Annotated in this window: 26 protein-coding genes and 2 tRNA genes; 13 read left to right on the forward strand and 15 right to left on the reverse strand. The window is 67.5% G+C overall.

Translation table 11 applies throughout. From position 1 onward, the window contains the following. Positions 1–139: 139 nt before the first annotated feature. The gene (locus V2L32_RS01890; RefSeq protein ID WP_331234744.1) at positions 140–1,237 is read right to left on the reverse strand and encodes a thiamine pyrophosphate-dependent dehydrogenase E1 component subunit alpha; all 1,098 of its coding nucleotides are present in this window, start codon (positions 1,235–1,237) and stop codon (positions 140–142) included. A 114-nt stretch (positions 1,238–1,351) separates the two neighbouring features. Here V2L32_RS01890 and V2L32_RS01895 point away from each other — a divergent pair, with 114 nt between their 5' ends. The 6 genes from V2L32_RS01895 to V2L32_RS01920 all read left to right on the forward strand — a co-directional run bounded on the left by V2L32_RS01895 (position 1,352) and on the right by V2L32_RS01920 (position 5,335). Beyond that, positions 1,352–1,906, forward strand: a complete 555-nt coding sequence (locus tag V2L32_RS01895; protein WP_409348393.1) for an amino acid-binding protein — start codon at positions 1,352–1,354, stop codon at positions 1,904–1,906. Next, the gene (locus V2L32_RS01900) at positions 1,907–2,851 is read left to right on the forward strand and encodes a homoserine dehydrogenase (protein ID WP_331234746.1); all 945 of its coding nucleotides are present in this window, start codon (positions 1,907–1,909) and stop codon (positions 2,849–2,851) included. A 146-nt stretch (positions 2,852–2,997) separates the two neighbouring features. After that, positions 2,998–4,263 carry a translation elongation factor EF-1 subunit alpha gene (tuf, locus tag V2L32_RS01905; protein ID WP_331234747.1) on the forward strand — a complete coding sequence of 422 codons (1,266 nt, stop codon included), beginning with the start codon at positions 2,998–3,000 and terminating at the stop codon, positions 4,261–4,263. Beyond that, positions 4,264–4,572 (forward strand): 30S ribosomal protein S10, encoded by a 309-nt coding sequence (gene rpsJ, locus V2L32_RS01910; RefSeq protein ID WP_331234748.1) that lies wholly within the window; start codon positions 4,264–4,266, stop codon positions 4,570–4,572. 71 nt (positions 4,573–4,643) lie between these two features. Next, a complete protein-coding gene (locus V2L32_RS01915; RefSeq protein WP_331234749.1) occupies positions 4,644–5,219 on the forward strand; it encodes a rhomboid family intramembrane serine protease in 576 nt (191 codons plus the stop codon). Between the two features lie 44 nt (positions 5,220–5,263). Then, positions 5,264–5,335 (forward strand) — tRNA-Ala (locus tag V2L32_RS01920). Positions 5,336–5,506: 171 nt separating this feature from the next. On the opposite strand, the gene V2L32_RS01925 is transcribed toward V2L32_RS01920, so the two are convergent. Beyond that, positions 5,507–6,025: a winged helix-turn-helix transcriptional regulator gene (locus tag V2L32_RS01925; protein WP_331234750.1), complete on the reverse strand. Its 519-nt coding sequence runs from the start codon at positions 6,023–6,025 to the stop codon at positions 5,507–5,509. Continuing rightward, positions 6,022–6,357 carry a DUF7471 family protein gene (locus V2L32_RS01930; RefSeq protein ID WP_331234752.1) on the reverse strand — a complete coding sequence of 112 codons (336 nt, stop codon included), beginning with the start codon at positions 6,355–6,357 and terminating at the stop codon, positions 6,022–6,024. Before V2L32_RS01930 ends, V2L32_RS01925 begins: the two co-directional genes overlap by 4 nt. A gap of 183 nt (positions 6,358–6,540) precedes the next feature. Between V2L32_RS01930 and V2L32_RS01935 the strand changes: the two genes are divergently transcribed. Beyond that, positions 6,541–6,780 (forward strand): hypothetical protein, encoded by a 240-nt coding sequence (locus V2L32_RS01935; RefSeq protein ID WP_331234754.1) that lies wholly within the window; start codon positions 6,541–6,543, stop codon positions 6,778–6,780. A gap of 869 nt (positions 6,781–7,649) precedes the next feature. Here the strand turns inward: V2L32_RS01935 and V2L32_RS01940 are convergent. The 4 genes from V2L32_RS01940 to V2L32_RS01955 form a co-directional block, all read right to left on the reverse strand. Further along, complete coding sequence (locus tag V2L32_RS01940) at positions 7,650–7,940, reverse strand: hypothetical protein (protein WP_331234755.1); 291 nt, start codon at positions 7,938–7,940, stop codon at positions 7,650–7,652. Between the two features lie 125 nt (positions 7,941–8,065). Continuing rightward, a complete protein-coding gene (locus V2L32_RS01945) occupies positions 8,066–8,965 on the reverse strand; it encodes an NAD(P)-dependent oxidoreductase (RefSeq protein WP_331234756.1) in 900 nt (299 codons plus the stop codon). 71 nt (positions 8,966–9,036) lie between these two features. After that, positions 9,037–9,252 (reverse strand): hypothetical protein, encoded by a 216-nt coding sequence (locus tag V2L32_RS01950; RefSeq protein WP_331234757.1) that lies wholly within the window; start codon positions 9,250–9,252, stop codon positions 9,037–9,039. 358 nt (positions 9,253–9,610) lie between these two features. Further along, a tRNA-Asn gene (locus V2L32_RS01955) sits at positions 9,611–9,683 on the reverse strand. 87 nt (positions 9,684–9,770) lie between these two features. On the opposite strand from V2L32_RS01955, the gene cca reads away from it, so the two are divergent. Next, positions 9,771–11,129: a CCA tRNA nucleotidyltransferase gene (gene cca / locus V2L32_RS01960; protein WP_331234758.1), complete on the forward strand. Its 1,359-nt coding sequence runs from the start codon at positions 9,771–9,773 to the stop codon at positions 11,127–11,129. Here the strand turns inward: cca and V2L32_RS01965 are convergent. Genes V2L32_RS01965 through V2L32_RS01980 form a run of 4 tightly spaced genes read right to left on the reverse strand, consistent with a single transcriptional unit; the run spans position 11,111 to position 14,541 of the window. Continuing rightward, positions 11,111–12,121 (reverse strand): histone deacetylase family protein, encoded by a 1,011-nt coding sequence (locus V2L32_RS01965; RefSeq protein WP_331234760.1) that lies wholly within the window; start codon positions 12,119–12,121, stop codon positions 11,111–11,113. The genes cca and V2L32_RS01965 overlap by 19 nt on opposite strands. 4 nt (positions 12,122–12,125) lie before the next feature. Beyond that, entirely contained in the window at positions 12,126–12,557 is a 432-nt protein-coding gene (locus tag V2L32_RS01970; RefSeq protein WP_331234761.1) for a histone family protein, read from the reverse strand. A 39-nt stretch (positions 12,558–12,596) separates the two neighbouring features. Then, positions 12,597–14,087 (reverse strand): single-stranded DNA binding protein, encoded by a 1,491-nt coding sequence (locus V2L32_RS01975; RefSeq protein ID WP_331234762.1) that lies wholly within the window; start codon positions 14,085–14,087, stop codon positions 12,597–12,599. 43 nt (positions 14,088–14,130) lie between these two features. Continuing rightward, on the reverse strand, positions 14,131–14,541 hold the full coding sequence (locus V2L32_RS01980) for a universal stress protein (protein WP_331234763.1): 411 nt from the start codon (positions 14,539–14,541) through the stop codon (positions 14,131–14,133). A gap of 94 nt (positions 14,542–14,635) precedes the next feature. Here V2L32_RS01980 and V2L32_RS01985 point away from each other — a divergent pair, with 94 nt between their 5' ends. After that, positions 14,636–15,418 carry a YihY/virulence factor BrkB family protein gene (locus V2L32_RS01985; RefSeq protein ID WP_331234764.1) on the forward strand — a complete coding sequence of 261 codons (783 nt, stop codon included), beginning with the start codon at positions 14,636–14,638 and terminating at the stop codon, positions 15,416–15,418. Between the two features lie 10 nt (positions 15,419–15,428). On the opposite strand, the gene V2L32_RS01990 is transcribed toward V2L32_RS01985, so the two are convergent. Next, a complete protein-coding gene (locus V2L32_RS01990) occupies positions 15,429–15,698 on the reverse strand; it encodes a DUF6360 family protein (RefSeq protein WP_331234765.1) in 270 nt (89 codons plus the stop codon). Positions 15,699–15,999: 301 nt separating this feature from the next. Between V2L32_RS01990 and V2L32_RS01995 the strand changes: the two genes are divergently transcribed. The 3 genes from V2L32_RS01995 to V2L32_RS02005 all read left to right on the forward strand — a co-directional run bounded on the left by V2L32_RS01995 (position 16,000) and on the right by V2L32_RS02005 (position 17,710). After that, positions 16,000–16,335 carry an ArsR/SmtB family transcription factor gene (locus V2L32_RS01995; RefSeq protein WP_331234766.1) on the forward strand — a complete coding sequence of 112 codons (336 nt, stop codon included), beginning with the start codon at positions 16,000–16,002 and terminating at the stop codon, positions 16,333–16,335. Next, the gene (locus V2L32_RS02000; protein ID WP_331234767.1) at positions 16,332–17,120 is read left to right on the forward strand and encodes an arsenite methyltransferase; all 789 of its coding nucleotides are present in this window, start codon (positions 16,332–16,334) and stop codon (positions 17,118–17,120) included. The genes V2L32_RS01995 and V2L32_RS02000 overlap by 4 nt, the downstream gene beginning before the upstream one ends. 74 nt (positions 17,121–17,194) lie before the next feature. After that, positions 17,195–17,710, forward strand: a complete 516-nt coding sequence (locus tag V2L32_RS02005) for a hypothetical protein (protein ID WP_331234768.1) — start codon at positions 17,195–17,197, stop codon at positions 17,708–17,710. Positions 17,711–17,894: 184 nt separating this feature from the next. On the opposite strand, the gene V2L32_RS02010 is transcribed toward V2L32_RS02005, so the two are convergent. The 3 genes from V2L32_RS02010 to V2L32_RS02020 form a co-directional block, all read right to left on the reverse strand. After that, on the reverse strand, positions 17,895–18,089 hold the full coding sequence (locus V2L32_RS02010) for a cold-shock protein (protein ID WP_331234769.1): 195 nt from the start codon (positions 18,087–18,089) through the stop codon (positions 17,895–17,897). 216 nt (positions 18,090–18,305) lie between these two features. Next, positions 18,306–20,081 (reverse strand): nitrite/sulfite reductase, encoded by a 1,776-nt coding sequence (locus V2L32_RS02015; protein ID WP_331234770.1) that lies wholly within the window; start codon positions 20,079–20,081, stop codon positions 18,306–18,308. A 160-nt stretch (positions 20,082–20,241) separates the two neighbouring features. Beyond that, positions 20,242–20,553: a hypothetical protein gene (locus V2L32_RS02020; RefSeq protein ID WP_331234771.1), complete on the reverse strand. Its 312-nt coding sequence runs from the start codon at positions 20,551–20,553 to the stop codon at positions 20,242–20,244. A gap of 299 nt (positions 20,554–20,852) precedes the next feature. Between V2L32_RS02020 and V2L32_RS02025 the strand changes: the two genes are divergently transcribed. Beyond that, positions 20,853–21,005, forward strand: a complete 153-nt coding sequence (locus V2L32_RS02025) for a hypothetical protein (protein ID WP_331236657.1) — start codon at positions 20,853–20,855, stop codon at positions 21,003–21,005. Positions 21,006–21,076 lie beyond the last annotated feature (71 nt).

The raw sequence follows: 21,076 nt of genomic DNA on the forward strand, positions 1-21,076 counted from the left end.
GACCGCTCGCTACGCTCGCGACCCACTCACCGCAAAAATCTGCACCATAAAAGTCGCGCCCTCGCGTCCGCTCGGGCGCGACCGCACGAACGTTCTCCGATGGACTAGTCACACAGAAAACACGGGGAATCACCTTTCGCTACTCGTCCCGGACGAGCGCTTCGTCCCCGTGGCGTTCCCGTAACGCTCGAAGGTACGCCTGCCCCTCGGCGATCCGTGGCGTCTGCTCCGCGAAGACGTACTCGAACATCGAGTCGGGTGCGACCTCCATCGCCTCGGCCCCGTCGATCAGGTCGGCGATCTCCTCCTCGATCCGCGTCTCGATCGCGTCGATCGTCGCGTCGTCGAGCAGGCTCCGATCCCGGAGAAAGCGCTCCATTCGCGGGATCGGGTCCTTCGCCCTCCACCGCTCGACCTCCTCCTCGTCGCGGTAGTTCGTGGGGTCGTCGGCGGTGGTGTGTGCACCGAAGCGGTACTGCACTGCCTCGACCAGCGTCGGCCGCGGCTCCTCGCTCTCCGCGTCGCGCGTCCGCTCGACCGCCCGCTTCGTGACCTCGTAGACGGCGAGCGGGTCCATCCCGTCGACCCTGACCGAGGGGATCCCGTAGGCGGTCGCCTTCCCCGCGAACGTCTCGCTCGCGGTCTGACTCTCCGCCGGGTGGGAGATCGCCCAGCCGTTGTTGTTGCAGAAGAGTACCACGGGAACGTCGAAGACGCCCGCGAAGTTGGCGGCCTCGTGGAAGTCGCCCTCGCTCGTCGCGCCCTCGCCGAAGTGACAGACGACGCACTCCCCGGCGCCGTCGAGCGCGCTCGCCCACGCCAGGCCGACCGCGTGGGGGATCTGGCCCCCGATCGTGATGTTGATCGGGAGGATTCTGTCGTCGGCGAGCGCGGCGTTGCCCGCCTCGTCGCCCATCCAGTACCGGAGGTACTCGGGTCCGAGCCCGCGGACGACCGCCGCGCCGTGTTCCCGGTACTGGTACTGGATCCAGTCGTCGTCGGCGAGCGCGTACGTGGAGGCGACCCCCGAGGCCTCCTGGCCGGCGAGCGACGGGTAGGTCCCGATCCGGCCCTGTCGCTGCAGACTGATCGCCCGCTCGTCGAACCGTCGGGAGAAGCGCATCCCGACGTAGATACCGAGCAGCGTCTCCCGATCGAGGTCTGGCACCGTCGCGCCCTCTCGCACCTCGCCTGACTCCGAGAGCACCCGGTACGGTTCGTCGGCGGTGTCGCTCATCGTCCCCTACTCACACGTGCGAGCGAAACCTCTTGCGGTCGGGAGTTCGGAGGCCCGCCTCCTCAACCCTTATGTCGGCCCGTGAGCGAGGGGGACCATGAATCGACCACTCGGATGGGGGAGAGCACTGTGAGCGACGCCGAGACCGATGCCGGCCGGGGTCGAGCGTACACGATCCGGCTCGAACTGGTCGACGAGCCCGGAGAGCTGCTCAACGCGCTACGGCCGATCGCCGAGAACGGCGGCAACCTCCTCTCCATCTACCACGAACGCGGCAACCTCACCCCGAGAGGGAGAATTCCCGTCGAGGTCGATATCGAGTGCGCGCCCGGACGGTTCGACGGCGTCGTCGAGGCGCTCCGGGGGGCGGGCGTGAACGTCGTCCAGGCCGGCGAGGAGCGCTACGGCGAGGAGGTGACGGTCGTGCTCGTCGGACATCTGATCGACACCGACCTCTCGGATACGCTCAAACGGTTCGAGGAGTGTGCGAGCGCGTCGGTCGTGGACGTCTCGCTCTCGGCACCACAGGGAACCGACGACGTCTCGAGCGCCCGGCTTCGCCTCGCCGCGGAGACCGAGCGTGTCGTCGACGCGCTCGCGACGGTGCGAGAGATAGCCGCCGAGAAGGAGCTGCTCGTGATCGAGCCGCAGCTCGACGGAGGTGCGTAGATGGCCCGACTCGCCGTCGTCGGCGCGGGCGCGGTCGGTCGCTCGGTGGTCGACCTCGCCGGCGAGTACGGCCACTCCGTCACGGCGATCGCCGACTCTCGGAGCGCCGCTGTCGATCCGGCCGGCCTCGATCCGGAGCGGGTCCTCGACCGGAAGACGAGCGAGGGCGTGGTCGGCCCCGACGACCCGGAGGCGGCGCTTTCGGCCGAATACGACGTGCTCGTCGAGGCGACACCGACGACGCTCGGCGACGCGGAACCCGGGTTCGGTCACGCGAAACGCGCGCTCTCCGCGGATCGCCACGTCGTGCTCGCGAACAAGGGGCCCGTCGCCGAACGCTACGGCGAGTTGCGAGGCCTCGAGGTCGAGAGCGCCGGGAGCGTCCGCTTCGAGGCGACCGTGGGCGGTGCGATACCCGCGCTCTCGACGCTCGAGGACCTCGGGGCGGGCCACGTCACCGCGGTCAGGGGCGTGCTCAACGGCACCGCGAACTTCATCCTGACGCGGATGGCCGCGGAGGGCCTCGACTACGAGCACGTCCTCGCCGAGGCCCAGGACCTCGGGGTCGCAGAGGCGGATCCGAGCTTCGACGTCGAGGGCACCGACGCCGCGCTCAAGTGCGTCATCGTCGCGAACGTCCTCGGCGGCGAGTTCTCGCTCGTGGACGCCGACGTCTCGGGGATCGAGGGGATCCCGGGGAGCGCGCTCGAACTCGCCGCCGAGGACGGTCGGACGGTTCGGCTGATCGGCGAGGCCACTCGGGAGTCCGTCCGAGTCGGTCCCCGACTGGTGCCAGAGAACGGCACGCTCGCGGTCACCGGCACGAGGAACATCGTCCAGATCGAGACGACGCAGGCGGGTCGGCTGAACATCAGCGGTCGCGGTGCGGGCGGCCCGGAGACGGCGAGCGCGGTGCTCGCGGACGTGGGGCGGCTCACCCGCTGAGGGGAGTTCATCCCCTCGCGAGTGGTGTGCCATTTCCTGGCAGTAACCGCACGAGGGCGGGAGGATCGCCCGAACGGGCTTTCGAAATGGTTTTACGAGCAACCGCCGAAACGAACGCACAGAGCGCATCTGCGCGTGAGATACCAATGGCGAAAAAACCACACCAGAACCTGGCCATCATCGGCCACGTCGACCACGGCAAGAGCACGCTCGTCGGGCGACTCCTCTTCGAGACGGGGTCCGTACCGGAGCACGTCATCGAACAGCACCGAGCGGAAGCCGAGGAGAAGGGCAAGGGCGGATTCGAGTTCGCCTACGTGATGGATAACCTCGCCGAGGAGCGAGAGCGCGGGGTCACCATCGACATCGCCCACCAGGAGTTCGACACGGACAACTACTACTTCACGATCGTCGACTGTCCCGGCCACCGGGACTTCGTGAAGAACATGATCACGGGCGCGAGCCAGGCGGACAACGCGGTGCTCGTCGTCGCGGCCGACGACGGCGTCCAGCCCCAGACCCAGGAGCACGTCTTCCTCGCGCGCACCCTCGGGATCAACGAGCTGATCGTCGCGGTCAACAAGATGGACGTCGTCGACTACGGCGAGGCGGAGTTCAAGGGCGTCGTCGACGAGGTCTCGAAGCTGCTGAAGCAGGTGAACTTCCCGGTCGACGACGCCGGATTCATCCCGATCTCGGCGTTCGAGGGCGACAACATCTCCGAGCACTCGGAGAACACTGACTGGTACGACGGCCGGACGATCCTCGAGGCGCTCGACGACCTCGAAGAGCCCCAGCCGCCGTCAGACGCCCCGCTTCGCCTGCCGATCCAGGACGTCTACACGATCTCCGGCATCGGGACGGTTCCCGTGGGCCGAATCGAGACGGGCCAGCTCAAACCCGGCATGAACGTCTCGTTCCAGCCGAGCGACGTCGGCGGCGAGGTCAAGACCGTCGAGATGCACCACGAGGAGGTCCCGGAGGCGAACCCCGGCGACAACGTCGGGTTCAACGTCCGCGGCATCGGCAAGGACGACATCCGCCGCGGCGACGTCTGTGGCCCGGCCGACGACCCGCCGACGGTCGCCGAGACGTTCACCGCACAGATCGTCGTCATGCAGCACCCCTCGGTGCTCACCGCCGGTTACACGCCGGTCTTCCACGCCCACACGGCGCAGGTCGCCTGCACGTTCGAGTCGATCGACCAGAAGATCGATCCGGCGAGCGGGGAAGTCAAAGAGGAGAACCCGGACTTCATCCAGTCCGGCGACGCCGCGGTCGTCACCGTCCGCCCACAGAAGCCGCTGTCGATCGAGCCGTCGAGCGAGATCCCCGAGCTCGGGAGCTTCGCGGTGCGCGACATGGGCCAGACGATCGCCGCCGGCCGCGTGCTCGAGGTCAACGAGAAATAGATGCAGCAAGCACGCGTCAGGCTCGCGGGGACGAACCCGGGTGACCTGGATACGATCTGCGGCGACGTCCGCGAGATCGCCGACAAAACTGGGGTAAGCGTCTCGGGGCCGATCCCGCTGCCGACGAAGACGCTCAACGTCCCGGCCCGCAAGTCGCCCGACGGCGAGGGCACCGCGACCTGGGAGCACTGGGAGATGCGTGTCCACAAGCGCCTGGTCGACCTCGACGCCGACGAGCGTGCGCTGCGCCAGCTCATGCGCATACAGGTCCCGAACGACGTCTCGATCGAGATCGTCCTCGAGGACTGACCGACGTTTCAGCCGGTTTCACCGGTTTATCGACCGCATTCTTTTACCCGCCGACGCCCAACCGAGAGCGAATGCGACCCCCGCGCAGCCCCTCCCTCGAAACGCTCGGGATCATCGCCGCCGTCTTCGCCGTCCAGCAAGCGGTCGCGCTGATGGGGATCGGACCCGAGCTGTTCGCGCTCGCCGCCCCGCTCGAACACCGGCCCTGGACCCTGGTGACGAGCGTCTACGCCCACGCCGGACCCACCCACCTGCTCGCGAACGCGCTCGGTCTCGCGGTGCTCGGCCTGCTCGTCGAGCGCGCGTCGAACCGCTCGCGGTTTCACGTCTTCGTCCTCCTCACGGGGCTGCTCGCCGGGCTCGCGGAGGTCCTCTTCGGACTGCTCGTCGGCTACCCCCGGATGGTGCTCGGCATCAGCGGCGCGGTGTTCGCGCTGATGGGCTACGTCGTCGCGGGCAATCCGCTCGCCGACTCGATCATGGGCCGGTTCCGACCGACGCGCAGACAGCAGCTGCTGATCGTCGTCGTCCTCGGCGGGCTGGTCACGCTGTTCACCGCCTCGGGGGGCGTCGCGCTCGTCGCCCACTTCACCGGCTTCGCGCTCGGCCTGGTCGGTGGTCGCCAGCGCGTGCTCCGGGCGCACTGACGGAACGGAAGCCTCAAATAACGCCCGCCGGTAGGAAGTGGTGCGGGCTCGTAGATCAGCGGTAGATCGCTTCCTTCGCAAGGAAGAGGCCCTGGGTTCAAATCCCAGCGAGTCCACTACTCCTGTTCGGCGAGCACACCCGCGAGCCGCGCGAGTGTCAGACGAGGTGGGGTTCGAAGCCCCGTGAGTCGCTGTGCGAGCGAAGTGATCGACCGTCGCGCGGTTCACGTCCCGGTGAATCCACCGTCCGTCGGATCGTCTGGGGGCACACGCTCCCCTCCCGAGGATCAGCCGACGTCCTCGAACAGGGTGTCGATGAGCCGCTCGGCACGGTCGAGCAGCCGTTCCGGGAGGAGCGGTCGAACCTCACCCAGCAACGGTTCGAGGTCGTCAGGCCGCGAGATGTCGAGCCAGATGCGGTTTCCGTCGCGGCGCTTCTCGACGATATCCTGTTCGGTGAGGCGGTCGAGATGCCACGAGAGGGTACTCCGGGCGATGCCGACCGTCTCGAGTATCTCGGACGGGGAGGACTCGCCGTGTTCGAGGAGGTAGACGATGATATCCCGGGAGGTCTCTCGCCGCAACATCGCGAGCGCGGTCCGCTCCCAGGCGTCGAACTTCGGTGGGTAGTAGTGGGTCTGTCCGTACACGGACTCGCGGACGATCGTGTCGTACTCGAGGTGATCGCGCACGTAGCGGTCGACCCGCTCGGGCGAGACGCCGAGTTCGCGGACCAGGGCGTTGAAGTGGATTCCTGGGTTGCGGTGGACGAGCCCCGTGAGTTCGATCCGCGGGTCCCCGCTCACGGGGTTCCTCCGCCGCGCTCGCCACGTGCGATGTAGACGGCGACGAGCAACGCGCCGATGAGCACCACGTCGAGTCCGTGCTCGACGGTGTTGTACAGCGTGAACCCGCCTGCGTCCAGTGCCACGGGATCGAACAGCGATGCGAGACCGAGGGCGCTCCTGACCAGGAGCGTCGAGAACGCGATCAGGACGAACAGATACGGGAGCGAGCGCCGACGCAGGTACAGCAGCCCTACCCCGGTCACGATTATCAACGAGAGAGCGGTCTCGAGGAAGACGACGACGAGGTACTCGATCGGGGTCCCCACGAGCGCCGATGTGAGCCCCTCCATATCCGAACTGAACGGGGCCGAGGGGATAGCCGTTGTGCTCGTCGGGCGCGACCGGGGGATCCCCACCGCGACTCGGGGAACGAACCGACCCGCGGATCCCGAAGTCCGCCGCGCCCCGAAACCGCTCGAACCCGGGGGTGACGAACCGAAATGCTATTGATAGTCGAAATGGTGTGCACCTCCATGCAGGAGGAGGTCCTCGAACTTCTCGTTCAGGTGTTCTTCGCGCTCGGATACACGGCGGTCGCCGTGGTCGTCGCCGGGCTGGGGATCTCGATCGAGTACGCGGGGCTCTCTCTGGCGAACGTCGGTGACTATCTGCTCGCGCTGTGGGTGGGCGCCATCGGGGCCGTCGTCCTGCTGTTCGCGTACCTCATCGTACGCCACAGACTGTTCCCGCTCATCGTACCGAGCGGGGGATAGTCTTCTCGGGATGCGGTCCGGGTCGCTAGCCGCGAAGCTACTCGGTCAGCGGAAGCGCGATCGCGTCGTCTTCCGTCTAGTCGAGCAGTTCTCGCTTTCCCTCGTCCGGCGGCGTTGCTCGCCCGAGCCGGGATAATCAGTTCTGGCTCGCGGCAGCGAGGATATCCGGATGCGTTTCTCGTCACCGCTTTCATCGACCGAGTCCGCGGTACGAGCCTGAAGCTCCTCTCGCACTTCATCCAGGACGCCGTTCTCACCACGAGGGTAGGACAGTACGCCGATGGCCCGACTACACATCTCTCGGTCTTTAGTTCGTTAGTTGGTCTAATAATAAAAGGTTCTGAAGCCTTCAACTACCGGCGTCCGCTAACCGCACGCGTATTTATATAGAGATGTAGGATCGTCGATTCTCAGAGTATATGGCTGGAGGAGACACCGACATCTACTTCGATTATCAGTTGACTACCGGCAAAATCACCGTAACATACATGCTGGTTCGTACCGTACCGATTCACGTCAGTATAGGGGGATCGGGACATACCCCTTTAGTCACGGCGTCGTGTGCCGATACCCGCTCACTGACACGAGAAGGGCCGAACCTGGAACGTTCTCCACCCTTCCTTTCCTCGTCGGCGTCGGTGAGAACCGAACAACCGTGTCGCGAGGTCGGCGAACTGACGGGAGGTCGGTTCCCTACCGAAACTGTTACTGTACGAGCGAGGTCGCCAGCGTGGGTCGGAACGTACGGGCGAGTGGAAGTATCGAGGACGACGAACGACGCGACGTTCGATCGACGCGATCCGGCGTTCGTCAAGTGTCCGTCTCGACGGTCGGTTCCCGCGTCCCGACGACGTGGACGGCCACTGACGCTACCGTCTCGTCGTTCCCCAGCCGCCGAGCGCGATCAGGATCAACACGAACGCGACGAACGCGACGAGCAGCCACTGGCCCATCTGTGTCTCCATGATCGGCGAGATGAGGTCGACGCCGAACGCCTGGCTGAGCGCGAACAGCAGCAGGACGAGCCCGAAGAGCGCGAGGCCGATCCGGAGCGCGCTTCGAGTGACGATGGAGGCCGTCTCCTCCGCGCCGTCCGCCGGCTGTCCCTGGGCCCCCGTGTTTCCGCCCTGTGCGCCCGCGTTGCCCTGTTGGTCGGACATAGGCGAAGTATACAGGAGTGTACCCTAAAAATAGGACCCTGATATTTATACTATATTTCTGATACGTCCGGATCGTTTTCGACCAGTCAACCGGGTCGAACTGAGACACGGCCAGCGGGCGGTGGTCAGTCCTCGATCCGCGCTTCTGTCCCGGCGAGCATCTCGACGATCTGCATCACGCCGGAGTTGTCGTCGCGACCCATCCCGTTCTCCTCCATCGCCTTGTACATCTCGTGGGTCACCTCGGTGATCGGCATCGGCGAGCCGAACGCCTCGCCCGCGTCGGTGGCGATCCGGAGGTCCTTGTACTGGTACGAGGCGAAGAAGCCGGGGTCGAACTCGCCGCGGATCATGGTCGGCGCGCGGTTGTCGAGCGCCCAGCAGCCGGCCGCACCGCCGCTGATCGCGTCGACGACGGCTTCGAGGTCCGCACCGGCTTTCTCCGCGAAGACGAGCGCCTCGCTCACCGCCTGCATCGTGTTCGCGACGACGATCTGGTTGCAGGCTTTGGTGACCTGGCCCGCACCGCTCGGCCCGCAGTGGGTGATCGTCCCACCCATCGCCTCCAGGATCTCGTAGTTGGCGTCGAGCACCTCTCCCTCGCCGCCGACCATGATCGAGAGCGTCCCCTCGATCGCACCCTCCTCGCCGCCGCTGATCGGCGCGTCGAGCATCGCACCTCCCCGTTCTGCGACCTCCTCGGCGAGCTCTTCGGTGACCGTCGGCGATATCGTCGACATGTCGATCACCGTCGTTCCTTCGCTCACCCCGGCGAGGATCCCCTCGTCCGCGTGCATCAGCTCCGAGACCACCTCGGAGTCAGGTAAGCAGGTGATGAGCACGTCCGCGCGCTCCGTAGCTTCCTGGGGTGTCTCGGCTGCCTCACCGCCGTGGTCGAGGAGTTCCTCGACCGGTTCCTGCGAGCGGTTGTGACCGACGACGTCGTAGCCCGCCTCCAGCAGGTTCTTCGCCATCGGCAGTCCCATGATCCCGAGTCCGACGAACCCGATCGTCTCTCCTGACATCGGTAGAGGAATCCGACCGAGGCGTCAAATAACCCCCTCTCTCGGCTACGCTCGCCGTCTTCCCGTACCGATCACTCGGTCGGTCGGGAGGTGTTCGCCTGCTCCTCGCCGGACCAGGCGGACTCGGCCTCCGACGAGATCACCTCGAACTCCGAGTCCGTACAGGAACACGCCGCCTCGCCGCTGATCGAATGAATCGAGCCGTCGGACCAGACCCGGACCGGAACGATCGCACCACAGCCCGCACAGCGGGCGACGGCTTTCACTTTCTCCTCGTCCTCGACCATTTCAGAGGGCTTTCGGACGCAGGGGGTATTTGTGTATCGGATCGATCCGGGAACCTCGAACCCCCCGTCGTGATGGAACCACGCTACCGAGGGAGAGTACCAACGGCCCGAACCGCACTCGGTGTCCAGGGCTCCTCGCGTGAGGTGGTCCCGAAGAGAGCACAGGCGCAGGGCTCCGTGCTGCGGGCCGTGAATTTTCGGTAAAAATTCACGCCGCCACCAGCACTCGAACCCGGCGAGACGGTCCTGCTCGCTCGTCTTACTCGCTGTGCGGGCTGCGACTCGTCTGCTCCAGTCCTTCGGATCGCGTTTTCGACATACCGACTCCTCTCTTCGCTCGTCGCGTTGTACTCGAAAACGCCGCCACCAGGACTCGAACCTGGGACAACCTGGGTAACAACCAGGTGCTCTACCAACTGAGCTATGGCGGCTCACTCTCCCCTACCTGACTCGATTTGAAAGCGCTTTCGCTTTCCCCCTATCGACACGCTTTCGCCCGCCCGACGAAAAGACCCGGCATGACCGAGGACAGGGCGCTCTCCGAGGCGGTGGCGGCCGTCCGTGAGCGGGTCACCCCCGACGAGGCCGAACGCCGGGCACTCGCGCGCGTCGCCGCCGACCTCGTCTCGCGGACCGAAGAGGCGGTCGCCGACCTCCCCGTCGAGGCCGACGTCCTCCGCGTCGGTTCGACCGCCCGGGACACCTGGCTCGCCGGCGACCGAGACATCGACGTCTTCGTCCGGTTCCCGCCCGACCTCGGCCGGGACGACCTCGAACGCTACGGCCTCGCGGTCGGACACAGGGTGCTCCCCGACGGGCGCGAGGAGTACGCCGAACACCCCTACGTCACGGGCGAGATCGAGGGGTTCGACGTCGATCTGGTGCCCTGCTACCGCCTCGACGCCGCGACCGAGATACGATCGGCCGTCGACCGGACGCCGTTTCACACCCGGTACGTCGAGTCCGAACTCACCCCCGACCTCGCGAGCGAGGTGCGTGTCCTGAAGGCGTTTCTCACCGCCTACGGCCTCTACGGGAGCGACCTCCGCACCGAGGGCTTCTCGGGCTATCTCACCGAACTGCTCGTGATCGAGTACGGCGGGTTCGAGGCGGTCTGTCGGGCCGCCGCCGACTGGCACCCCCCCGTGGAGCTCGACCCGGCCGACCACGGCGAGGCGAGCTTCGACGACCCGCTCGTCGTGATCGATCCAACGGACCCCGAACGCAACGTCGCGGCGGTGCTCTCGGAGACGAACGTCGCCCGGTTCCAGCACCACGCCCGCGCGCTGCTCGCCGATCCCTTGACCGAGCGCTTCGAGTCGACCGACCCCCCACCGCTCTCGGAGGAGGAGGTGCGATCCCTGATCGACAGACGCGGGACGACTCCGCTCGCGATCCGGTTCGAGGTACCCGAAATCGTCGACGATCAGCTCTACCCACAGCTCCGGCGGACGCTCACCGGGCTGGTCGAACGCCTCGCCCGCCACGGGTTCGAGCCGCTCCGGGCGGAGACAGTAGCCGACGACACCGCGCTCTTGCTGGTCGAGTGTGCCGTCGCCTCCCTCCCCGCCGTCGAGCGCCACCTCGGGCCACCGGTCCACGTCCGGACGCACGCCGAGGCGTTCACCGACGCCTACGCCGAGGACCGAGAGAGCTTCGGGCCGTTCGTCGACGGCGAGCGCTACGTCGTCGAACGTCCGCGGGAGTTCACGACGCCCGAAACGCTCGTGAGGGAGACGCTGTTCGACGGGCCGCTCGGCCCCGACGTCGAACGCGCGCTCGAGGGGGGCTACGACCTGTTCGTCGGAGGGAGTGTCGCGTCGCTCGCCGAGGAGTTCGGTGCCGACCTCGCCCGGTACTACGACCCGAGGCCGTGACGCTCTCCGAGCTCGTCGACGAGGTCACGGGTCGTGTCCGTCGGCTCGCCGTCGATTTCGAGCGGCACGTGACCATCGAACACCTCGTGGACCATCGCGACGCCCTCCGAGAGCGTGTCGAGGCCGTAGCCCCCCTCGAGGACGAACGCGAGCGGGGTGTCGGTCTCCTCGGCGAGTTCCTGGAGCGAGAGCGTGAACCGGCCGTAGCCGTCGGTGGAGACTCGCATGCGTGAGATCGGATCGTGGCGGTGGGCGTCGAAGCCCGCGCTCACGATCAACAGGTCGGGGTCGAACCCGGTGAGCGCCGGGAGGATCACCCGCTCGAACACGTAGCCGTAGTCGTCGTCGTCGGCACCGGCGGCGAGCGGGACGTTCATCGTCGTCCCTTCGCCCTCGCCCTCGCCGACCTCCTCCGCCTCCCCGGTCCCCGGGTAGAGCCCCTGCTCGTGGATCGAGAGGTAGAGGACGTCGCCGCGCTCTTCGAATATCTCCTGGGTGCCGTTGCCGTGGTGGACGTCCCAGTCGAGGATCGCGACGCTCTCCGTGGCCCCGGCGTCGAGCGTCGCCTGTGCGGCGACCGCCGCGTTGTTGAAAAAACAGAAACCCATCGCGTCGTCCGAGAGCGCGTGGTGGCCCGGCGGTCGCCCGATCGAAAAGGGCGTCTGGCGGCCGTCGGCACCCGCGACGGCCGTCTCCGCGGCCCACTGCGCGAGGCCCGCGCTCGCGAGCGCGGCGTCCCACGTCGCCTCGACCGCGACGGTGTCCGGGTCCCAGTTCCCGCCGCCCTCGGCACAGAACTCGCGGACCGCCTCGACGTACCCCGGGTCGTGGACCGCCTCGACCACCTCGACGCTCGCCGGCTCCGCGTCGACGTACTCGACGCCGTACTTCCGTGCGAGGCCGCGTCTGATCGCCCTGAGCCGATCCGCCGTCTCCGGGTGGCGTGTGCCGGTGTCGTGCTCTAAACAGGTCTCGGTGTAGCCGAATCGCATCGGATCAGTCGACCAGGTCGAGATACGTCTCGACGTCCTCTGCTTTCACCGTCCGTCTCCCCGCGTGGTGGGCGAGCGTCGTCGCCCCCGCCGCGACCTCGTCGGCGTACCCCTCTAAGATCTCCGCGAGCGCGATCCGGGCGTCCATACCCACGCGGTAGCTGTCGTCGATCTCGATCCGGGCGATCCGGTCGACCGGCGCGATCGGGAGTTCGAGCGTCTCGGCGTCCGGGGGCGTCTCCACCCCGAAGTCCGTCGCCATCAGCGTCTTCCGCCCGTCGGCGGTCGCTCGTTCGGCCGCGTCGACCGCGAGTGTCGCCCCCTGGTTCTGGATCCGTTCGGCGAGCTCCTTCGCGGCGTCGGCACTGACCCGTAGCCCGTCCGCGTTCCGTCTGATGATCGCGTCGACCGGCGCGAACGGTAGCTCAACGCCCATGTCCCTTTCGTACCGGTGGAGTGCTTAAGGGTTTATCCATCAGAACACCTCCTCGGCGTCGAGACGTCCCTCCCGCATCGTCCCCCGGGCGGTGACTTCCTCGCCCAGGCTGAGGTCGGCGTCGGTCACCACGCGCATCGTCTCCTCGCCGTCGTCGAGGATCGTCGGGTCGCCCGGCTGAACGACGACGCCGGTGAACTCGACGGCCGCCCCCTCCTCGCGACCGCCCTCGGTTCCGTCCGCATCGTCCGGCACGGCACCCTCCGCTCCGGCCGCGTCGCCCCCCTCGGTCGACGTCCCGTCGCCCCCCACGTTCTCGGCCCCGGTCGCGTTCCCGGACCCGCCTGTGTTCCCGGATCCGGTCCCCCCCTCGCCGAACGACGAGAGGCTCGCCGAGCCGTCGGAGGAGGCCAGCGACGGGGCCGACGCGTCGGTGACCGTCACCGTCGACCGCCAGCCGGCGGAGGCCTCTAAATCCTCCTGCCAGCCGTCCCTGATCTCCACGTCCGTGAAGTAGGCGGTGTCGCCGGGTCCGAGGTCGACGTCGGCCTTCTCGCCCCAGAGCGCGACACGGATGTCGCCGGTCTCGTCCTGCACTCGGACGTTCCTGACCTGGCCCTCCGAGCCGTCGTCGCGGTCGAACGTCCTGACCGGGTCGGCCGACCGGATCACCCCGCCGATGTCCACCACCTGCTCGAGTTCGAGGTCGTCGATCGGCGTCGTCTGCGGGACGTACTCGATCTCCGCGTCGGTCGTCTCGACGGCACCGCGGTTTCCGACGTGGAGCTCGAGGCTGCCGTCGCGCTCTCTGACGTAGCCGTCGACCACCTCGACGCTCTCGCCGACCGATAGCTCCTCGGTGTCCTCGGTTCGCTCGTCCCAGAGCGTCACCCTCACTCGACCGGTCTCGTCGCCGATCGTGAGGTTCGCGACTCTCCCTTGCGAGCCGTCGTCGCGGTCGAACGTGCGGACCGTGCCGACGTCGAGCACCCGTCCCTCGACGTTCACGTCGGACTGGCCGAGCGCGAGGTCCTCGATCCGCACCTCGTCGGTGAGCGCCACCTCGATCTCGGCGTCCTCGTCGACCTGCGCCTCGTAGACGCTCACCTCGATCCCGTTCAGCCCCTCCTTCGGGCGGCCCTTCACCCGGAGGACGGTACCCTCCTCGAAGCCGTCCTCGTCGACGGCGACGGCCTGCTCGTCCCAGAACGCGAGACGGACGACGCCCGTCTCGTCGGCCGCCTCGACGTTCACGACTCGACCGGGATCGTCCTCGCCCTCGCGCTCGAAGGTGCGGAGCTCGCCGACCGATCTGACCTTCGCGAGGAACTTCACCTCCTCCATGCCCGGTTCGATGTCGGCGATTCCCGACACCTCGTCGTCCGAGAGCTCGTGGGCGATGAGCATCGCGGCGGTCTCCTCGTCCGCGAGCCCGCCCATCTGTTCGACCTTCGCCTCGACCGCCGCCCTGAACTCGGAGAGCGGGACGTCGGTGTCGAGGTCGTCGTAGACGTCCTCTAGCGCCCCCATTCTACGGCATGCGACGGCCGGCCGGCGCATAACGCTGTCGTCTCTAGCGGGCGACCGTAACCGGCACCGGCGAGCGTCGCACGATCCCCTCGGCGACGCTCCCGAGCAGCACCCGCGAGGCGCCGGTGCGGCCGTGGCTCCCCACGAAGACGTGGTCGACGTCGTGGTCCTCGACGAACGCCACGATCGCTCGCGCGGGCGTCCCGTAGACCGACTCGGTCTCGACCCTCACGCCGTACTCCCCCGCGCTCGCCCGCACCTCCGAGAAGAGCTCCTCGGTTTCCTCCGCTGCCGCCTCCTCGCGCTGGTCCTCCGAGAGCCACATCGCCGGCTCGCCGTGCATCGGTTCGAGGACGTGAAGCGCGGTGATCCGGGCGTCGGGATAGGTCTCGCACGCGAGCACCAGCGCGTCGCGTGAGGGGTCGGACTCGTCGACGGGAACCAGAACGTGCATGGGCCGTCTACGACGCTCGCCGGTAAAAGACTGCGGCAGGGAGGCGGCCGCTGCAACGCCAAGCTATTGGCCGCCGTGGCGAGAAGTCGGGTCGATGGGAGCCATCGAGACCGGTCGTGCCGTGGTCGAACGCGCCCGCGAGGAGGGGCTCACGTTCATGGCGGCGAGCATCGCCTACTACGCCTTCTTTTCGGTCATCCCCCTCCTCCTGCTCACGCTGGTCGTCGGCTCGGCACTGGGCGAGGAGGGTCTCGCGACCGCCGTCGTCGACCTCACCGAGGAGTACCTCTCCGAGAGCGGCGAGCAGGTCGTCGAGGAGGCGCTCTCGGGCGAGACCGGACAGCTCGGCGCGTCCGTCGGTGGACTGCTCGCGCTCGGCTGGAGCGCACTCAAGGTGTTCCGCGCGATCGACGTCGCCTTCGACGACCTCTACCGATACTCGGCGGACAGCTCGTTTCTCGATCAGGTGAAACACGGCGTGGTCGTGCTCCTGACGGTCGTCGTCGCGCTCGTCGCGCTCGTCGCCGTCGAGGCGGTCGCGGGAGACGCGGCGGCCGCGGCGGTCCCGTTCGCGGGCGCGCTCACCTACCTCGGTCTCGGTCTCGGTCTCGTCGTCGTCTTCCTCCCGCTCTACACGGTGATGTCACCCCCGGGCCACTCGGTCCGAGAGGCGGTCCCGGGTGCGGTGCTCGCGGCTGCCGGCTGGGTAGTTCTCCAGGCGCTCTTCTCGCTCTACGCCGCGAACGCCGACCAGTACCAGGCGTACGGGATCGTCGGCGCGGTGTTGCTCTTTCTCACCTGGCTCTACCTCGGCGCGATCCTCGTGTTGCTGGGGGCGGCGGTGAACGCGGTGCTCTCGGAACGCTCGACGCCCTGATCAGCCCCGTTCAGGCGTCTTCGACCCGCGTCGCGTGTCTCTCCAGCTCCGCCGCCAGCGTTCTCGCTTCTTCGGGAGAGAGCCGAACGGTCTCCGCGTGCGCCGGGAGCTCGTCGATCTCGTCGAGTTCGAGCTGGAGTTCGACGTGCGTTGGCTCCTCTCGCGCGCTCGTGGCGTTCACGACCGCGAACGCCTCCTCACGCCAGCCGTGGCCGCGGACCTCCGCGTCGGCCAGGTCGAGCGTCGTGTACGCGTTCACGCGGAGCAAACGGTCTGCCATGGGGAGAGATCGCACCGGAGAGCTATAGCGGTTCGTGCGGACTCGGACGACCCCTCGCGCAGGAAGTCCCCGAGAGCGCCACCGGGGATCGGAATGAGCACCGTAAACGATCGCACGACGGTCACGAACGCACCGATAGCAGCGTTCAGGATCGTCGCCCGTCCGACGTCGATCGTACGGACGGGCTCCGTCGCTCGCTCGTACGGCGTTTCGCCCTCACGTCGTCGGTGGCCCCCGATCCGACCGGTCCGGACCGGACCCGAAACGCTATATACTTAAATGCGCATATGATCACGTACACATGAGCGGGCTGATCGAACCGGTCGAGGGGTGCTGTACGGGCGTCGGCCACGACCTCCCGGAGGAACGGGTCGCCCGGGACGTCCGGGTGCTCTCGGCGGCCGGGTCGGAGACGCGCTACGCGCTGTTGCGTTCGGCGCTCGCCGCCGACGGGGAGGTCTGTGCCTGCGAGTTCGTTCCCCTCGTGGACGCGAGCCAGAGCACGGTGAGCCGCGCGCTCTCTGCTCTCCACGAGGTGGGGCTGCTCACCCGCAGAAAGGAGGGACGCTGGCGCTACTACGGCCCGACGGAGCGTGCGAAACGCCTCTGTGCGGCGCTGGACGAGGTGGAGCGATGAGCGGTGAACGCGAGCGCGTCCAGCGGGCGGCCGTCAGGGAGCGCTACGGTCGGATCGCGGAGTCGGGCCGCTGCTGTAGCGACGGCGAGGAAGTCCGGGACGACCGAACCGACGAGGGGTACGCCGAGCGTCTCGGCTACGAGGGCGAGGACGTGAACGCGGTCGAAGCGGGCGCGAACCTCGGCCTCGGCTGTGGCAACCCGACCGCGATCGCGAGCCTCGAACCGGGGGAGACGGTGCTGGACCTCGGCTCCGGCGGCGGGTTCGACTGCTTCCTCGCCGCCCGCGAGGTGGGAGAGGAGGGACGGGTGATCGGCGTCGATATGACGCCGGAGATGGTCGAACGGGCACGCGAGAACGCCGAGAAGAACGGGGCCGGGAACGTCGAGTTCCGACTCGGCGAGATCGAACACCTCCCGGTTCCCGATAGCTCCGTCGACGTGATCGTCTCGAACTGCGTGATCAACCTCTCGCCGGCGAAAGCCCGGGTGTTCGAGGAGAGCTTTCGCGTACTCGAGCCGGGTGGCCGTCTCGCGGTCTCGGACGTCGTCGCCGCCACGGAGATCCCGGCGGAGTTCGAGGACGACCTCGACAGCCTCGCCGGCTGCGTCGCGGGCGCGGCGACGGTCGACGAGCTAGAGGGACTGCTCTCGGTGGCGGGGTTCGAGGACGTCCGGATCGAACCCAAAGAGGAGAGCGCGGCGTTCATCGGCGAGTGGTCGGACGACCACGACCTGGAGGACCTGATCGTCTCGGCGACGATCGAGGCGCGGAAGCCGACGTAACGGATACCCACGCCTTTGCTTCTCGTTCCGACGTCACTCCGAAATTACTTATCACTCGGCGGAGTAGTTTGGACATGACCGCATCCCTCTGGCACCGCGGTCTCGGTACCGCTCGCGAGCAGTTGCCCCGGGCCGACCGGCGGGACGTCGGTGCCGGCTACGCGGGCGCCGGGGCCGCACTCTGCGTCTCGGTCCTGTTCGCGCTCGCGATGACGCTCGCCGACCGCGTCGGAGTCGGCGACGCGGCGCTCGCGCTGGTCGCGCTGACCGCCCTGCCACTGGTCGTCCCCGCCGCCTTCCTCTCCTGTCTCCTCGTCTGGCGACTGGTACCCGGGGAGGGGACCTATGTCGGCCTCTTCGGCGGCCTGCTCGCGACGCTCGGGACCTATCTCGTCTCGCTCGCGGCGCTCTACGTCTTCGTCCTCGCCGTCGCGTTCGGTTCGGGGAGCGACCCGCTCGGCGTGGTGCTGACCGACGCCTGGTGGTTCGTCTCGCTCGTCGGCGTCGCCTCCTTCCTCTGGACCTGCTGGCTGACCGTCCCGGTCGGCTGTCTCGGCGGCGCTGCCTACGAGCGCGCGCGAACGACCTGATCCGATCCGCGGCCGGTGGCCCTACTCAGGGTCGTCTCCGATCACGGAGCGACGTATCCACCGTGAGTATCTCCGACGCATCCGCCGGTCGTTCGTCGATCGATAGACGGAGCCGTCTCCGGGGGCTGTGAAAGAAACGGAAAAAACCGATCCGGCGTCGCCCGTGCGACGCCCGGGGTCGGCCTCAGTTGCGGACGACGTTCGTCGCGCGGGGGCCCTTCGGGGCCTGTTCGATGTCGAATTCGATCTCTGTGCCTTCGGTCAGGTCTTCACCGCCGACGTCCTCCATGTGGAAGAACACGTCGTCGTCAGCATCCTCGGTGGAAATGAAACCGTAGCCGCCTGTGTCGTTGAAGAAATCAACTTTACCGGTCGCCATTACAAACAGACGTAGAGGAGGGAGACGTATAGGGCTTGCGAGGGTCGCGGTACCACGACCACCGACACGCCGACGCCCGGCCGTTCGCCCAACTCACGTCGCGCTCGGTCGTCGGCGTACTCTACGGACGACTGCGCGAGTTCGCCTTCACCTGCCTCCGTCAATCGTCCGCGTACTCCGCCGAGATCGCGGGGGCTCAACTTCGTCCCGCCCCGGTCAATCGTCGGCGGAGATCGGCGTGTCGTCCGGCGTCGTCGGCGCGGGGCTCGCGTCGAGGTCGTCGTCCTCGGCGTACGGGTACCAGGTCCGTTTCGTGTTGTGCAGGAAGCCGTCCTCGTAGCTCGTCTCTTTCGGCTCACAGAGCGCCGCGAGCTCCCCTTCGTCCATCTCTCGGGCGAACTCGCGGAACGTCTCCTCTCCCTCGCGCTCTGCGACGTACGTCTCTACGAGGTTCTCGATCGCACCGGGCACCTCGTCGGCGGGCACGCGCTGGCGGACCCACCGGGCGAACTCGGGCTGCTCGCCGAGGCCACCGGCGAGCCCGATGTCGAACGCCTCGACCGGCTCGCCGTCCTTTCTGGTCTTCATTCCGCGCAGCGAGATATCGGCGATCTGTGGCTGCGCGCACGACGCCGTACAGCCCGAGAGGTGGATGTGGAAGTCCTCGACGTCTTCGGGGAGCTCGACGTTCTCGGTCAGCCAGCGCGAGTAGCGCACCTGGCGATTTTTGGTCTCGACGATCGACAGCGAGCAGAACTCGGTACCGGTACAGGCGATCGACCCACGCTGGAACGCGTGTGGGTCGGGGCTGTAGTACTCCAGGACGGGCTCCGCGAGCAACTCGTCAACGTTCTCGTCCGGGACGTCCGTGAGGATCACGTTCTGGCGCTGGGTGAGACGCACCTCGCCAGAGCCGTGGCGATCGGCGACGTCTGCGAGTTCCAGCGCCTCGTCCGCGCCGATCCGTCCCACCAGGACGTTCAGCCCGACGTAGTTACTCCCGTCGCGCTGCTCGTGGACGCCGACGTGGTCCCCGTGGCCGTGGGCGGTCCCGGCGTTGTAGCTGTACTCCGAACGCAGGTCCTCGCCGGCTTCGTGCATCTCGAACTCGACGTACTCGTCCTGGAGCACGCGGCGGAACTCCTCGGGGCCCCACTCGTCCATCAGGAACTTGATCCTCGCGTTGTACCGGTTCTCGCGATCGCCGTGGTCCCGGAAGAGCGCGCTGATCCCGGCGGCGACGTCGACGGCTTCTCCGGGCGTGACGAAGACGTCGATCTCCTTCGCGAAGCGAGGTTCGTTGCGCGCGAGGCCGCCGCCGACGCGGACGTTGTAGCCGCGCACGCTCTCGCCGTCTACCTCCCGCTCCGCGGGCTCGAACGCGAGGTCGTTGATGTCACCCTGGCCGCAGCCCTCGCGGCAGCCGGTCACCGAGACCTTCCACTTTCTGGGCAAGTTCGAGTGTTCGCGGTTACCTTTGAACGCCTCGTGGAGGTCGTCGGCGAGCGTCCCGGCGTCGACGAACTCGTGTCTGTCCTTCCCCGCCACCGGACAGCCGACGATGTTCCGCCAGGAGTCACCACACGCCTGGATCGTCGAGAGCCCCGACTTCTCCAGACGCTCGAATATCTCGGGGACGTCTTCGAGGTTGATCCAGTGGAGCTGGATCGCCTGTCGGGTCGTGACGTCGAGCCAGCCGTTGCCGAAGATCGGGTTCTCGGCGGGACCGGTGGAGAACTCCTTCGCGATCTCGGCCACCGCGCGGAACTGTCCTGGCTCCAACACACCACCCGGCGGGCCGATCCGCATCATGAAGTAGCTCTCCTGGCCGGCGCGCTGGTGGTACAGCCCGTACCACTTGAAGCGCTCGAACCAGGCGTCTCTCTCGTCGTCGGGGATCGACTCCCAACCCTCCTCGGCGAACCGTTCGATGTGCCCTCGGATATCCGTCCCGTAGACCTCGTCTTTCCACTGCTCGACGTCGCTCGGCATGTATGGGGACAGGTGACTGCGGTTCATACCTCCGGCCGTCGCGTCACCATTCCCCGCGACTCCCGCCTACCGGCGAAGCTTGCACGTAGGGACGACCATCGTCTCGCCCCCGGTGAACGACGACGCCTCGCGACCACCCGCGGCTGTACCACCGCGATCCTCACTCTCGCGGCTCGGCCGCGTGTGACTGCACCCCGTTCGGGTCCGTCCTGTGGAACTCGCCGTCGACCACCCGTCCGACCGTGAGCCAGCCCATCGACCCGCTCTCGCCACAGGCGATACACCGACCGACCGCGCTCGCTTTCACCTCCCGCCCCACGGACTCGGCCTCGACGAACGCCTCGAGCATCACGTCGCCCACCTCGCACGAACAGAACCCCGAGAGCCGCCAGAGTTCGCTCACGCCGACGACACGCTCGTTGTCCACGCTCACCCACGCCCCGTCGTCGAACGTCCGCACGGAGACCGTCATGGGCTCGACTACCGCGTCGAGCTATCAAAGCCCGTCGCTCAGAGGGACCGTCACCGGCCCCGGTGACGCGTCTCGTGGGGTCGATCGCCCGACGGGAGTTGATTTAACCCACGTAGCCCGACGTAGATACCGTCAAACGTCGCCGACAGGCGGCAGATGGGGTAGGGATTGTGAACGAGGGCGACCTTATTCGGACGAGTTCCCAACGGGGGACCGATGACACGGCGACGAAGGGACGAGAGACGACAGCACGCGTCGGCGGACGTCGCGCCGGAGCTCTACGAGGGAGAGAGAGCGAAATGACCGACGCGTGTGTAGAGGAGCGAGAGCGGGTGGAGCCGGTCGAAGACGACGAGCGCGGAGAGCGCGACGACGGGCACCTCCGCGACGTCCCGGTGGGTGCGGGCTGTACGGAGATCTGGGAGCACCTCTCCGAGCGCCGTGAGGAGTGATAAGGGCGGTTGTAGTCCCTCACCGGTGATCGCCGACCCGGACTGGCGATCACCGGTAACCAGTGACAACC

The organism is Halalkalicoccus sp. CGA53 (assembly GCF_036429475.1).
Taxonomy (GTDB): Archaea; Halobacteriota; Halobacteria; order Halobacteriales; family Halalkalicoccaceae; genus Natronorarus; species Natronorarus salvus.

What these genes read in the sequence shown, in the direction of transcription:
- V2L32_RS01975 (WP_331234762.1), bottom strand. Translation starts at nt 14,087, where the DNA reads ATGGGGGCGCTAGAGGACGTCTACGACGACCTCGACACCGACGTCCCG.
- V2L32_RS01940 (WP_331234755.1), bottom strand. Translation starts at nt 7,940, where the DNA reads ATGTCCGACCAACAGGGCAACGCGGGCGCACAGGGCGGAAACACGGGG.
- V2L32_RS01950 (WP_331234757.1), bottom strand. Translation starts at nt 9,252, where the DNA reads ATGGTCGAGGACGAGGAGAAAGTGAAAGCCGTCGCCCGCTGTGCGGGC.
- V2L32_RS01985 (WP_331234764.1), top strand. Translation starts at nt 14,636, where the DNA reads ATGGGAGCCATCGAGACCGGTCGTGCCGTGGTCGAACGCGCCCGCGAG.
- V2L32_RS02020 (WP_331234771.1), bottom strand. Translation starts at nt 20,553, where the DNA reads ATGACGGTCTCCGTGCGGACGTTCGACGACGGGGCGTGGGTGAGCGTG.
- V2L32_RS01900 (WP_331234746.1), top strand. Translation starts at nt 1,907, where the DNA reads ATGGCCCGACTCGCCGTCGTCGGCGCGGGCGCGGTCGGTCGCTCGGTG.
- V2L32_RS01995 (WP_331234766.1), top strand. Translation starts at nt 16,000, where the DNA reads ATGAGCGGGCTGATCGAACCGGTCGAGGGGTGCTGTACGGGCGTCGGC.
- V2L32_RS02005 (WP_331234768.1), top strand. Translation starts at nt 17,195, where the DNA reads ATGACCGCATCCCTCTGGCACCGCGGTCTCGGTACCGCTCGCGAGCAG.
- V2L32_RS01935 (WP_331234754.1), top strand. Translation starts at nt 6,541, where the DNA reads ATGCAGGAGGAGGTCCTCGAACTTCTCGTTCAGGTGTTCTTCGCGCTC.
- V2L32_RS01890 (WP_331234744.1), bottom strand. Translation starts at nt 1,237, where the DNA reads ATGAGCGACACCGCCGACGAACCGTACCGGGTGCTCTCGGAGTCAGGC.
- cca (WP_331234758.1), top strand. Translation starts at nt 9,771, where the DNA reads ATGACCGAGGACAGGGCGCTCTCCGAGGCGGTGGCGGCCGTCCGTGAG.
- V2L32_RS02000 (WP_331234767.1), top strand. Translation starts at nt 16,332, where the DNA reads ATGAGCGGTGAACGCGAGCGCGTCCAGCGGGCGGCCGTCAGGGAGCGC.
- V2L32_RS01965 (WP_331234760.1), bottom strand. Translation starts at nt 12,121, where the DNA reads ATGCGATTCGGCTACACCGAGACCTGTTTAGAGCACGACACCGGCACA.
- rpsJ (WP_331234748.1), top strand. Translation starts at nt 4,264, where the DNA reads ATGCAGCAAGCACGCGTCAGGCTCGCGGGGACGAACCCGGGTGACCTG.
- V2L32_RS02010 (WP_331234769.1), bottom strand. Translation starts at nt 18,089, where the DNA reads ATGGCGACCGGTAAAGTTGATTTCTTCAACGACACAGGCGGCTACGGT.
- V2L32_RS01980 (WP_331234763.1), bottom strand. Translation starts at nt 14,541, where the DNA reads ATGCACGTTCTGGTTCCCGTCGACGAGTCCGACCCCTCACGCGACGCG.
- V2L32_RS01895 (WP_409348393.1), top strand. Translation starts at nt 1,352, where the DNA reads ATGGGGGAGAGCACTGTGAGCGACGCCGAGACCGATGCCGGCCGGGGT.
- V2L32_RS01990 (WP_331234765.1), bottom strand. Translation starts at nt 15,698, where the DNA reads ATGGCAGACCGTTTGCTCCGCGTGAACGCGTACACGACGCTCGACCTG.
- V2L32_RS01970 (WP_331234761.1), bottom strand. Translation starts at nt 12,557, where the DNA reads ATGGGCGTTGAGCTACCGTTCGCGCCGGTCGACGCGATCATCAGACGG.
- V2L32_RS01915 (WP_331234749.1), top strand. Translation starts at nt 4,644, where the DNA reads ATGCGACCCCCGCGCAGCCCCTCCCTCGAAACGCTCGGGATCATCGCC.
- V2L32_RS01945 (WP_331234756.1), bottom strand. Translation starts at nt 8,965, where the DNA reads ATGTCAGGAGAGACGATCGGGTTCGTCGGACTCGGGATCATGGGACTG.
- V2L32_RS01930 (WP_331234752.1), bottom strand. Translation starts at nt 6,357, where the DNA reads ATGGAGGGGCTCACATCGGCGCTCGTGGGGACCCCGATCGAGTACCTC.
- V2L32_RS02015 (WP_331234770.1), bottom strand. Translation starts at nt 20,081, where the DNA reads ATGCCGAGCGACGTCGAGCAGTGGAAAGACGAGGTCTACGGGACGGAT.
- V2L32_RS02025 (WP_331236657.1), top strand. Translation starts at nt 20,853, where the DNA reads ATGACCGACGCGTGTGTAGAGGAGCGAGAGCGGGTGGAGCCGGTCGAA.
- tuf (WP_331234747.1), top strand. Translation starts at nt 2,998, where the DNA reads ATGGCGAAAAAACCACACCAGAACCTGGCCATCATCGGCCACGTCGAC.